Genomic DNA, 12,782 nt, shown 5'->3' with positions numbered 1-12,782 from the left:
TAAGGATTTTTTTGCAACAAATACCATTATGCTGGCAGAAATATGTCTGCTGGCAAATGAAAATAGCGAACCAGTTTTTGAGCCATTTTTAAGGTTAATTCTCTTCTACCCGATAAAATAGAAGAAACATGTCCTTTTGAACCAATGATAGACTCAAGATCTTTAGATTTTAACCCTTGTTCTTCCATTTTAAGCTTTATAAGCTCGATAGGGTTAAGTTCTGGAAGTTTAACATTTCTATTCTCATAGTCACTAACCAAAAGTAAAAGCAATTCCAATTCATCAGCCTCTGGAGTGCCTTCTTCTGCATGAAAGATCTCAATGGTGCGGCTTAACGCTGTTGTGTAATCTAACTCTGTTTTTAAAACTTTTACTGTATTCATCCTATTTTTTCTTAAGGGCTAAATTAATGTCGAAGGCTATGATTGAAACATCTATTTTATCATATTGAGAATGCGTACCGAACCATATAATATAAGCAGCTTTTCTTTTAAAATTCATGGAAATAACTAATTGATAGTCGTTCCCCTTTATATTAAAAACTATCCTATTATTTGCAACTAAGCTAGCGTTTTTGTAAACCTCCTTTAATTGATTAAAATTATCAAAAGTATATTTTTCAAAATCATGTAGCCAAGCTAAAATTGAATGCTCCGCTAATGGATATTTTGCGATATAATGCAATAAAGTACCTTTAGCAATAACGTTCATTTACAAATATATGTTTTCTTTTTGAAAACCTTAGCTAAATCTATTAATACTTTTCTTCCAAAACTACCTCAACGGCAATCACCTTCCATTCGCCGCCTAAATTTCTCCATTGGTAAATTTCTTCCGTTTGTATGGTTTGCTTTTTCGAAAAAACCAATAAGTTAGGTTTAAAAATTACCGACTTCCGGGCAATTTTCTCCGTAAAAATTTCATTTTCTATAGATGATTTAATGCGGTAATGGCTCGTTTCTATGCTTTTTGCTCGCCTAAAAAAACCTTGGATCTCAGCCTTATAATCACGAAGATTTAAAGTTTTATAATCCGATCCGGTAAATTGAAAAGAAGGATCAAATACTTGGAAATAAGTATCGCCATCTTTTAACTGCATGGCCTGATCTGCTTTTTTATGTAAGGCATCAATTGCTGAAATAATTAAATCCGTTTCCATGGCATGAAGTTAAAGGTTTGCTTTTTGTTTTCAAACATTAGATGAAAACATAAAAGGCATTCCACAAAAAAAGCCACCAATATGTTGGTGGCTTAATCATCTCAAATTAATTTTTCATCCGGCCTTGTTCGGCTTCCAAACCTGTACTTCTATTACGGGCAGGTTTTATCTCGTTTTTACCAAATCGGTAGGTAAACGTTAAACTTACCGATTGTCTATCATTCAGTCCATAAAGAGTGTAATAAAGTCCAGGAAATGCACTTCTGATATTATTAATCTGCGTATTGAAAATATCGTTAGCAGCTAGCTTTAAACTTGCCTTTTTCGCTAAAAATGTTTTGCTTATCCCCGCATCAAAGCCGTAACGTGTTCTAATTTCCATCACCCCAAAAGTAACCGGACTATCGTAGCTGAAATTAAGTTCGGCTGCTAAGCCTGGCTGAATTTTAAAGCTATGTTGCGATTTAAACTGGAAAGAGGTACTCTTATTATCTAACGATTGCCCGGCAATGTCGGGCGTTTTAAACCTGATGTGAAACATGTTTAAATTATTATTGCTACTCCACCATTTAGTAAAATTTACAGGAGCATTTAATACCAATGAATATGCGTTTTGAGTGGCGATATTTTGATTGGTTTGGTACAGCGCCTGCTTTTCGTTATCCGGAAGAATTACCTCTGTAATCACATCGGTAGTTTTACTATAATTCAATGTGGCCGAATACTTTTTCTTAAGCAAATAAGTGAATTCAAAATTATTGGTGTACTGCGGATTCAAAAATGGGTTGCCCTGGCTGTAAGTATATTGGTCTAAAAAGTAAACAAAAGGATTCAAAGCATCGTAACTTGGTCGGTCGATTCTGCGACTGTAGGAAAGACTGATATCATTATTCTTGTTCAATGTTTGGTTAATAAAAACACTTGGAAAAAAATCAAGATATTCTCGTTCTATAATTTTATTGGTCGTAATTGAATTGCCTTTCGAGCTGGTTTGTTCTGCCCTCAACCCCAGCTGAATACTGGTTGTTTTAAACTGTTTATTAAAATTAACATAAGCTGCATTTACATTTTCATCATATACAAATTGGTTGCTAAGCAAAGCATTGTTTTGCCAATTGTTGTTCAAAAATTGCTCAGCAATTAAATTGTTATCGGTAGTTACCCAACTGCTTTTTAAACCCGCTTCTAACTTCATTTGTTTTTTCAAAGGCAATGCGTAATCAACCTTGAAAGCCTTGATATTAATAACCGATGGTGTGATGTTTCTGGTAACTACTGTTGGCCTGATCAGGCTACCGTTATTAAAAAAGTAGTCGCTTACATAATCTGCATCATCATTTCCTTTATATCTTCCATAATCCAAATCAATGGTAATTTCCTGCCCTGCGGTATCAAGAACAGATTTGTAATTTAAATTGTAAGATAGGTTGTTGTACTTATTTCTAATCACATTATTGGCCAAAACCGAAGAATCTTGTTGGGTAAACGAACCACCAATTCGGGTTGCATTAACCGAGTTTTCGATATTACTTCCTTCGTAACCTGTTACCAAAACACCAAGCGTATTATTTTTATTGATGAAATAATCTGCGCCAACTTTAAAATTCTGTCCATGATTTTTTTTGCTAAAATCACTGCGTTGAGAGAAGTAACGGTTGCTAGGCGAAACATTTGCAATCCTGTCTATCTCCATAAAAGTCTCTCGGTCTCTCTGGTAATAGTTATAGTTTCCAAACAGATTTAATGATTTCGTACGATGGTTTAAGCTGCCGCCTGCACTAGATCTAAATTTTTTCCCCCTGCCCAAAGCCCCGGTTAAACTTCCGTTTGTTCCACCCCCTTTATTTTTTTTGGTTTTAATGTTGATAATTCCAGAGTTGCCGGCGGCATCATATTTAGCTGATGGATTCGTAATCAATTCGATAGTTTCTATTTCCGAACTTTGCATTCCTCTCAACAAATTAGCTACGTCGCCGCTACTCATGTAAGTCTGTTTCCCATCTATTTGAATCAGTACGCCTTGTTTACCTTGCATCGAAATGTTGTCGTTCTGATCTACATTTACCCCAGGCGCTTTCTGTAATAACTCGAGTGCGGTAGAACCAGAAGCGATAGAACTGCTGGCCACATTCATTACCGTTCTATCCATTTTGCGTTCTACTAATGGAACGTTTGCGGCAACAGTTACTTCTTTTAAATTTTGAGTGGTAGATACCAGTTGAACGGTACCAAAATCAATTTGTTGATCATCGCCCAATGTTTCTACTTTACTTTTGTAAACTTTATAACCCATATTACTGGCTTTGTAAAAGTAATTTCCTTTGCCTGAAACTGAAAAACCGAAACTGCCATTTTGATCTGTCAGGGCAGTTTTTACAATGCTCGAATCAGTTGCTTTGTAAAGAACAACAGTTACGAAGTCAGCGGGCTTTTTTGTTTCATCAACAATTTTTCCTGTAATATTAAATTTCGTATCGGTTTGTGCATTAACAGATAACGCTGAAAACGCAGCGAAAATGAGGAATGATATTTTGTAAAAAAGTTTCATTTTTATGGTATTAGTTTTTAAAAAATCAGGACAAAGAAATTCCACGCGACTGGTTAGACGCCCTTTTATTTTGCCTTATTATTTAAAGTTTAGCTTGGGAAACGAACGGTTTCCATTGTTTAGTTATCAGTAAGACGATGGTTTTTAAAAAAGGTTACAGGAGGAAGAAAAAAAGTAAGAATGAAGTATTTCTGTTGACCATTTAATGTTAGAAAGTCAAAGGCAGAATTAGGTGGCAACAGTAGCCCTACCATCCACTACAATCTTTTAAATTGATTGTTTACTGTAAACGAAAGCATAATTAATTTAAAAGGATTTTCGTTTCTGTCAGGCTTAATGAACGAAGAGCGTTGCATAAAAAAACCGCAGATGAACAGAAAAATCTGCAAATCTGCGGCGTCAACTTTAAAAATGAATTTTTATTTTACACCCAACACATCTACACCCTGTTCAAAAACAACATCAACAGGAATGTTTTTTCTGGTTAAGCGATCTAAATCTTTTTGCAATTGTGAGGAAATTACAGCTTTTTCCTTTTGCGCTTTTTCAACAGCAACTTTATCTCCATTACCCTGCAAAGTGATGATGAATGCGCTCAATTCATTCATTGCGGTGGCAAACTTTTCGTAGTTAACTTTATAGGTTCCTTTATCGGTACGCTCAAAAGCACCTTTTTGTTGGAAGTAATTGAAACATTGCATATTGGCTTTTCCATGTGCTTCAGATACGCCAAACCTTACTGATCTTAAAATCCCAGCCATGAAGGTGGTGTAATAATCTTTAATATCGCCAGATAACTCACCTTTTTTTAGTAAACCTGTTACCATATATAAACCTAAAACATCGGCTTTGCCTTCTTCAAGCCAGCTGTATTGTTCTTTCAGCGCTTCACGAACAAAGCCTTTTCCAGTAACCGTTTTTTTAATGCCTAAACCATGAGCTACCTCGTGAAACATGACGTTGGCGAAAAAAGCATCAAACTTGATATATTTTTGCTGGTCAGCATCAATTAATTCTTTAGAGATAGGAACAAGGATCTTATCAAATTTAGCTTGCATCGCATTTTTCAATTGTGATCTGCGTGTGCCTTTTTCCTGCTGAATTTTTTCATCATTGGGCAGATTTACAGCAATGGTTTTCGAACCGGCATTACAATCTCCTGCGTAATAAACGACATCATATGCATTCAATTCTGACTCTGTTCCCGGCGTTTCTGTTTTATACTTGGCTGCAACTGGTAAGTTTTTTTGCAGTTCAGGAAGAATTTTTACATACTTAGCTAAGCGCTTACTCCATTCTTTGTCTTTAATTAAAACATAAGCTTCATAGCTGGTGCGGGCATTAAAAAGTTTATCCTCATAATTCTCAATCGGGCCAATAATGATGTCAAGTCCGTTGGTTTTCATATCCAACCAGGCATAATCGCTAGCGGTAAAATTATCAGTGACTAAAGCATCAGCCCTTAAATTCAAATACTTTTTTAAGCCTGCATCTTCGGCAATTAAAGCAGCTTGTTTTAAAAGCGAACTTGCTTTTTGCAATTCGGCAGCAAATAAAACATGATAAGGAACAGTGGTTAATTTACCTGCAGTATCTTTTTGAATCACCGAATATGCGCCATATTTATCTTTCAAGTCAGATTTTTCAATTTCTTCTTTCGTGATCCCGTAAGGATAAAAAGAAGCACCTTCTGGCTTGGTGCCAACACCAGCAACAAAAGGTTTTTCATTGTTCAGCCTATCCCACGGACCATAATTTATGTTTACAAATTCCCTGGTTTTTTCGTCCTTAATTGTGGCCATCAAACTGTCGCGTTGCGGATAGGCTTGTTTCCAGTACAAGTCGTCCATAATTTCTGCCGCCTGAATAAGCAAAGGCAAAATTTTTCGATCGTTAACGCTTAAATCGTTAATGTTACTTGTTAGCTTAACGCGTTCGTAAATTGGAAGTCTTTGCGCTACATATTCATTTAAGCTATCTCTTTCTACTACGATACCATTATCGGTATTACTTTTGGTGTTACCAGTGCAACCTGACAGGAACAATGTTCCAGTAATTGCGAGCGAAAAGTATATAGTAGATTTGTATAATTTGTTCATATTTAATAGATATGGGTGCTAAATTAGTAAAATTTAAAAGCATTGTATAAAGTTTGATGCATTGGAAATAGTTTCCCATAACTTTGTAACTTCAACAATCAACAAAATCAAAACATGTCATCATTTAACTTCCCTAAATATTCTCCAGTTTTAGTTACGGCACTTATAGTTTTCCTTTCTTCGTGTGGATCTAATAAATATACAGCAACTGAAAAAGTTTATAAAACGAAAGCCAAAGATTTCTCGAAAATTATCAGCAGCACTCCACCCGCAGGGCAGCTTTACGATTCTTTAAGTGCAGCAAATCAAACCTGGGTTGGTTCTGTAAACTTTGGCATACGCAAACCCAACTTTGTAGTTATCCATCACACGGCTCAAGATAGTTTAAACCAAACCATCAAAACCTTCCACTCTACCAGGGCAGGAACAAGCGCTCACTATGTAATCAGTAGAGATGGGAAAGTTGTACACATGGTTAATGATTATCTTCGTGCAAACCATGCAGGCGTAAGCAAATGGGGTAAGGATACGGATTTGAATTCTTCATCCATCGGTATTGAATTAGATAATAATGGTATTGGCGATGTTTGGCAAGATGCACAAATTAACAGCTTGCTTAAATTACTTGCGACCTTGAAGAAAACCTATAATATTCCAACAGCGAACTTCATTGGCCATGCCGATATTGCACCTGGTCGTAAAAATGATCCAAGAAATTTCCCCTGGAAAAAGCTAGCGGATAAAGGATTTGGCTTTTGGTATGATGATGTGCTGAAGAATCCACCGGCAGATTTCGATACAGAAAAAGCGCTAAAATACATTGGTTACAGTACTGCAAACTTACCTGCAGCAATCGAAGCCTTTAAAATCCATTTCATTCAAACTGATATTACTAAGACTTTAACACCAGTTGATATTTTGGTGCTGTACAATGTTTATACAAAGTATTAAGACATTCGCAAAAATACAAGTTGCTCGTGTCGGCAGCCTTATTTCATTTAAACTTTGCAAAGGAGTGGATACACTTTTATTCTGCGTTTCCTTTGAAATTTTCAATTGCAATAAGCATTAAAAAAACACGGATGAATCTGTGCTCATCCGTGTTGATTTGTGGTTAAAAAAGCGTTGATTAATTGGGCTTCTTAAAAGTATCCTTTAGTGTCACCGTTCTATTGAAAACCAATTGATCTGCGGTTGAATCTTTATCCAGACAAAAATATCCTTTACGAATAAACTGATAACGGCTCTCTAAATCTGCATCAGCAAGGGCTGGCTCGATATATGCAGTCGGTAAAACCGTTAAACTTTCCGGGTTTAAATAGTCCTTAAAATCACCTTCTTCAGCATCTGGGGTTTCGGATGTAAACAAACGGTCGTACAAACGAATTTCTGCTGTTTTTGCATGTTGTGCACTCACCCAATGGATGGTTCCTTTTACGTTTATCCCGCTGGTATCATTTCCACTTTTCGATTCAGGAATATAAGTACAATGGATTTCTGTAACGTTTCCCTTTTCATCTTTCACAAAATCTTCGCACTTCACAATGTAAGCGAACTTTAAACGAACCATTGCCCCAGGTGCCAAACGGAACCATTTCTTCGCTGGAACTTCCATAAAATCTTCACGCTCAATCCAAAGCTCATTGCTAAACGGAATCACACGAGTACCACCGTGATCTTCAGCTTCTGGATTGTTTTCGCCAATTAAATCTTCAGTACCTTTTTCATAATTGGTAATGATTAATTTAATGGGATCTAAAACCGCCATCACTCGGTTAGCAGTTTTATTTAAATCCTCACGGATACAAAACTCCAACAAGCTTAGTTCAATTAAATTCTCACGTTTCGCAATACCAATACGTTCGCAAAATTCACGTACACTTTTTGGCGTAAAGCCTCTTCTGCGTAAACCCGAAATAGTAGGCATGCGTGGGTCGTCCCATCCGCTAACCAAATTTTCATTAACCAGTTGCAGCAGCTTGCGTTTACTCATTACTGTGGAAGTAAGGTTTAAACGGGCAAATTCATATTGCTTAGATGGGAATATTTCTAACTGTTCTATAAACCAATCGTATAGTTCACGGTGCGAAACATACTCCAAGGTACAAATTGAATGGGTAATATTTTCTATACTATCACTCTGTCCATGCGCAAAATCATACATGGGGTAAATGCACCATTTGTTGCCCGTGCGGTGATGTTCTGCATGTTTAATGCGGTAAACAATTGGGTCACGCATTAACATATTCGGACTAGCCATATCGATCTTCGCCCGCAAGGTGTAAGCGCCATCCGGAAATTCGCCGCTTTTCATTCTTCCGAAGATATCAAGATTTTCCGCTATGCTTCTATTGCGATAAGGGCTATCTTGGCCAGGTTCTGTAGGTGTGCCTTTTAAAGCTGCAATCGCATCTGCCGTACTTTCATCAACGTAAGCTAAACCTTTTTCGATAAGCTTAACTGCAAATGCGTATAATTGATCAAAATAATCTGAAGCGTATAATTCATTTTTCCAATTAAAACCCAGCCATTTGATGTCTTCCTGCTGACTGTTTACGTATTCTGTTTTTTCCGTAACCGGATTGGTATCATCAAAACGAAGGTTGGTGTAACCGCCGTATTTTTGTGTTAGTCCGAAGTTTAAGCATATCGCTTTGGCATGGCCAATGTGTAAGTATCCATTCGGTTCTGGCGGAAAACGCGTAACCAATGTTTTATACTTGCCACTATTCAGATCGTTCTCAACAATTTCTTCAATAAAGTTCAATGACTTCTCTTCACTCATAAAAACCTGTAAATTAGGAATGCAAATGTAAAAAGATTGAGCGGAATTAGGTAATGATTAAAAAATAGATTAGGGGACTGGAGAATAGTGAATTGGAAATCGGTTGGGCGCTTGTTTCTATTTCTTATTTGATTCAATCGAGGTTGAAATTGGAAATAGGTGGCCTTGTGCCTCTCACCTACTTCCCGTTTCCAATTCCCATTTCCGCACCTCCATTTCCCTAAACCCTATTTCCATAAAAGAAAATTCGATACATTTACCTCAACTTAATATTCAGTATGAGCAAAGTATTAAACCGACCGATACGCGTTCTGGTTGCCAAAGTAGGCCTTGATGGTCATGACAGAGGGGCTAAAGTGATCGCCACTTCACTTCGTGATGCAGGAATGGAAGTGATTTATACCGGCCTGCGCCAGACACCAGAAATGGTGGTAAATACGGCTTTGCAGGAAGATGTTGATGCCATTGGAATTTCCATATTATCTGGAGCCCACATGACGGTTTTTCCAAAAATTATTCACTTTATGAAAGAAAAACAACTTGATGATGTATTATTAACTGGTGGAGGAATTATCCCGGAAGGTGATCGAAAAAAACTCTCTGAGTTGGGTGTTGGAGAATTATTTCCTCCTGGAACAACTATGGCAAGCATTGTAGAGTATATTAAAAATTGGGTTTTAGAAAATAGAAATTTTTAAGTTATGGCATATCAGAATGTAATATCAGAAATAAAAGAGAACATCTTATACGTTACCATCAACAGGGAAAAGGCTTTAAATGCATTGAATAAAGATACTTTGGATGAATTAGCCGAGGTGATAAAATTTGCGGGAGAAACTGATGAGGTAAAAGGGGTAATTTTAACTGGTTCTGGCGAAAAAGCTTTCGTTGCCGGAGCAGATATTAAAGAGTTTTCAGATTATAGCAGTAAACAAGGTGAGGAGTTAGCACGAACAGGTCAGCAAAATGTTTTTAATGCGATTGAAAATTCGTCGAAACCATTTATTGCAGCCATTAATGGTTTTGCTTTAGGCGGCGGATTGGAACTGGCAATGGCTTGCCATATGCGTGTTGCGGCGGATACGGCTAAACTAGGCTTGCCAGAAGTTACTTTAGGCCTGATTCCGGGTTACGGGGGGTCACAGCGTTTAACGCAATTGGTTGGTAAAGGCAAAGCTATTGAATTAATTACCACGGCCAACTTAATCAACGCTGTTGATGCGGAAAAAATTGGGCTTGTTAATTACGCTGTGCCGTTGTCTGATCTCATTAGCAAATCGACAGAAATTTTGAACCTGATAAAACAACGTGCGCCTCTGGCCATTGCTGCGGCAATTAAATCAGTAAATGCATCCCTTACCGGGAGTAATGGTTACAATGTTGAAATCGAAGAGTTTGGAAAATGTTTTGAGACTTCCGATTTCAAAGAAGGCGTTTCCGCTTTTCTAGAAAAGCGGAAAGCTAACTTCCTCGGGAACTAGTAAAATTGCATGATTAATTCGATAGTGCATTAAAATAAGTGTAGAAAATATTTCCCAAATCAATTTATTTTGAGTAATTGTGTAATACTATTCTACGCTCCTTAAATACATTCTTTCTCCCGATTATTATAGAGCTTTAGATAGTGTAAAAACAGATGATGCTAACGAAAAAAAGATTCTGATAGTTGATGATGAAGTAAACATTGGTTTATTATTATCTAAGTTTCTTACAAGGACTGGGGTTTAGGTTGGCAAACGCCATTAGCAGCGGTTCTGCGTTAGATATAATGACGAATGAAGAGTTTGAACTGGTTTTATGCGATTACCGCCTGGACGATACAGACGGAAGGGGATTTTAATAAAATAAAGGAGAATTACCCAATTCCGGCGTGATTATCATTATCGGATACTCAGATATCAAATTAACAGTCGAGCTCATTAAATTAGTGGCCTACGATTATATGACAAAACCGCTATATCCTGATGAGATTTTAAATACCAGCAATAAAGCTCTTGAGACAGAAAGAGCCCTCAACGAAAACAAAGGCAGACCCGGAAAAAAACATGAAACAAAATCTGATTATGTAAATTACACCGAATATATTAATGGTCAAAGCGAGGTTTCGGCCCACTTTCCTAAACAAATCCAGTTAATTGCGACAACATACTATGACATTATTTTAACAGGTAAAAGTGGTACTGGGAAAGAGTGTGTAGCCAAAACTATCCATTTAAATAGTTTGAGAATAAATAAGCCCTTTGTAGCGATGGACTGCGGTTCGTTAACTAGAGAATTTGCCGAGAGTGGGTTTTTTGGTCATGAGAAAGCCTCATTTACCGGTGCGCTCTACACTAAAATTGGGCACTTTGAGCAGGCAATGGAGGTACGTTATTCTTAGTTGAAATAGGTAACTTATCTTACGAAATTCAAGCCACCTTGCTCAAAACGGTACAAGAAAGAAAAGTTAAACGTATTGGCAGTACTAAAGAAATTGAATTAGATGTCCGAATTATTGTGTCTACAAACTAAAATTTGGCTGATAACCTTGGTAAGGGGACGTTCAGAGAGGAATTATACCATCGCTTTAATAAATTTTCTATCCATCTCCCTTCCTTAAAAAAACAAAGAAATGATATCCTAATCTTTGCCGATAAGTTTTTAGCAGTGGCAAATCAAGTACTTAATAAAAACATTATGGGTTTTAGTGAAGGCGTTAAAAATTGTTTTCTCAATTACAGCTGGCCAGGAAATGTAAGGGAACTTAAAATTGTAATCCGCGGGGTTTCATTGTTAACCGATGGAAATGAAATTCAGGTTGATGTATTGCTTTTGGAGCTTTCAAACTAGGCCGGGGATTTCGATCGCGAAAAGGTTTTCAAACAAATTAAATCAAAGCATAGCGATAAGCCCAAGGACTTGAAAAATGCTGCGCAAGAAGCAGAGTATGACACTATTCTTAGCGTTTTAAAAAGAAACAAATTTCAATAAAACAAAAGCAGCCCAAATCTTAAACATCGATAGAAAACGCTATACAATAAAATCAAGGCGATAAAGATTGAAGATCAGGAATAATCTTTTCATAGGCTAAAACAAAACCCAACTTTTTGCTATTAAGAGAATACCAAACATCACTTTATGTCGGTATTTTCATTTAAGCAACGCAATAACATCAACCTCGTTATTATTATAGCGCTTGGACTTTTAATTGCGTATTCCTTACAAGCAATTTTTAGTGCAATTCTGAGTACTTTAGTACTATACACCATCATGCGGCCAGCTTATATTCACCTCGCTGAAGTGAAAAGATGGAATAAAAGGTTAGTAGCTATTTTTCTAATCGTGATCAGTATTTTACTGATTGTGCTACCATTTTATGCGTTAAGCAGCATGGTAATTAGTAAAATATCAGAGCTTAGAAACAACGAAATATTTTTCAAAAATATATTAGTTAAACTTCAGCATTTAGTTCCCTTTAATATCAATCAAGATGTGATTCAAGATGGATTAAATCGGCTGGGAAATTGGGCAACAGAGTTATTTCCTTCCTTAATTTCAAGTGCTGTAAATATTATACTAAGCCTTTTAGTGATGTACTTTTTACTATACTTCATGCTCATCGAACGCCAAACTTTTGAGCGTTCTTTAATTAAATACGCACCTCTTAGAGAACAAAATGCACTGCGTTTTGGCGATGAAATGCGAAATACAACTTATGCAAACGTATTGGGGCAGGGTTTAATTTGTCTGGTACAGGGTTCGTTGGTAAGTTTATCTTTTTACATTTTGGGTTACAAAGATCCCATATTCTGGGGGGTAATTACCACTTTCATATCTTTCGTCCCCATTCTGGGGCCGCCTGTAGTTTTTGTGCCAGCGGCTATCCTGCAAATTGCAAACGGAAATAACTTCGCTGGGTGGGCAATGCTAATTTTCGGCTTTGTTGTTATCATTAACATCGATAATGTACTTCGATTCATCATTGCAAAAAAAGTTGGCAACATTCACCCCATAATCACAGTAATTGGCGTAATTATTGGTATCCCATTATTTGGAATTTTAGGACTCGTTTTTGGTCCGCTATTATTATCTTATTTTATTTTGCTTGTTAAGATTTACGAAACCAGTACACTCGCATCAGAAAGATTGGAAAGAATTAAAACAAATAATGAGCTTAATGAGTTATAATTTATAGCTTAACAATAATGTGAT

Annotated in this window: 11 protein-coding genes and 1 pseudogene; 6 read left to right on the top strand and 6 right to left on the bottom strand. The window is 36.7% G+C overall.

Annotated features, from left to right (window positions below; all coding sequences use genetic code 11):
* Positions 1-26 precede the first annotated feature (26 nt).
* From AC3ITD_RS16805 to AC3ITD_RS16785, 5 genes are all read right to left on the bottom strand, one after another.
* Positions 27-383 carry a helix-turn-helix domain-containing protein gene (locus AC3ITD_RS16805; protein WP_265798619.1) on the bottom strand — a complete coding sequence of 119 codons (357 nt, stop codon included), beginning with the start codon at positions 381-383 and terminating at the stop codon, positions 27-29.
* A 1-nt stretch (position 384) separates the two neighbouring features.
* Positions 385-711 (bottom strand): type II toxin-antitoxin system HigB family toxin, encoded by a 327-nt coding sequence (locus AC3ITD_RS16800; protein ID WP_489361440.1) that lies wholly within the window; start codon positions 709-711, stop codon positions 385-387.
* Between the two features lie 43 nt (positions 712-754).
* Complete coding sequence (locus AC3ITD_RS16795) at positions 755-1,159, bottom strand: hypothetical protein (RefSeq protein WP_265798617.1); 405 nt, start codon at positions 1,157-1,159, stop codon at positions 755-757.
* A gap of 106 nt (positions 1,160-1,265) precedes the next feature.
* Positions 1,266-3,707, bottom strand: coding sequence for a TonB-dependent receptor (locus AC3ITD_RS16790; RefSeq protein ID WP_489361437.1), 2,442 nt, complete (start codon positions 3,705-3,707; stop codon positions 1,266-1,268).
* A gap of 419 nt (positions 3,708-4,126) precedes the next feature.
* Entirely contained in the window at positions 4,127-5,806 is a 1,680-nt protein-coding gene (locus tag AC3ITD_RS16785; RefSeq protein WP_489361435.1) for a dipeptidyl-peptidase 3 family protein, read from the bottom strand.
* Positions 5,807-5,920: 114 nt separating this feature from the next.
* On the opposite strand from AC3ITD_RS16785, the gene AC3ITD_RS16780 reads away from it, so the two are divergent.
* The gene (locus AC3ITD_RS16780) at positions 5,921-6,757 is read left to right on the top strand and encodes an N-acetylmuramoyl-L-alanine amidase (protein WP_489361433.1); all 837 of its coding nucleotides are present in this window, start codon (positions 5,921-5,923) and stop codon (positions 6,755-6,757) included.
* 178 nt (positions 6,758-6,935) lie between these two features.
* Here AC3ITD_RS16780 and AC3ITD_RS16775 read toward each other — a convergent pair whose 3' ends face one another.
* Positions 6,936-8,591, bottom strand: a complete 1,656-nt coding sequence (locus AC3ITD_RS16775; RefSeq protein ID WP_489361431.1) for a glutamine--tRNA ligase/YqeY domain fusion protein — start codon at positions 8,589-8,591, stop codon at positions 6,936-6,938.
* 278 nt (positions 8,592-8,869) lie between these two features.
* Between AC3ITD_RS16775 and AC3ITD_RS16770 the strand changes: the two genes are divergently transcribed.
* From AC3ITD_RS16770 to AC3ITD_RS16750, 5 genes and pseudogenes are all read left to right on the top strand, one after another.
* Positions 8,870-9,289, top strand: coding sequence for a cobalamin B12-binding domain-containing protein (locus AC3ITD_RS16770; protein WP_265798612.1), 420 nt, complete (start codon positions 8,870-8,872; stop codon positions 9,287-9,289).
* Positions 9,290-9,292: 3 nt separating this feature from the next.
* Entirely contained in the window at positions 9,293-10,072 is a 780-nt protein-coding gene (locus tag AC3ITD_RS16765; RefSeq protein WP_489361428.1) for an enoyl-CoA hydratase/isomerase family protein, read from the top strand.
* Positions 10,073-10,533: 461 nt separating this feature from the next.
* A pseudogene (locus AC3ITD_RS16760) lies at positions 10,534-11,102 on the top strand (sigma-54-dependent transcriptional regulator).
* A 3-nt stretch (positions 11,103-11,105) separates the two neighbouring features.
* Positions 11,106-11,420: an AAA-type ATPase lid domain-containing protein gene (locus tag AC3ITD_RS16755; RefSeq protein ID WP_489361426.1), complete on the top strand. Its 315-nt coding sequence runs from the start codon at positions 11,106-11,108 to the stop codon at positions 11,418-11,420.
* A 288-nt stretch (positions 11,421-11,708) separates the two neighbouring features.
* On the top strand, positions 11,709-12,758 hold the full coding sequence (locus tag AC3ITD_RS16750; RefSeq protein WP_265798608.1) for an AI-2E family transporter: 1,050 nt from the start codon (positions 11,709-11,711) through the stop codon (positions 12,756-12,758).
* Positions 12,759-12,782 lie beyond the last annotated feature (24 nt).

This window comes from Pedobacter sp. KH_004, from assembly GCF_057840755.1.
Note: the sequence above shows the minus strand (reverse complement) of the source record. Positions and strands in the feature narration are given on the sequence as shown.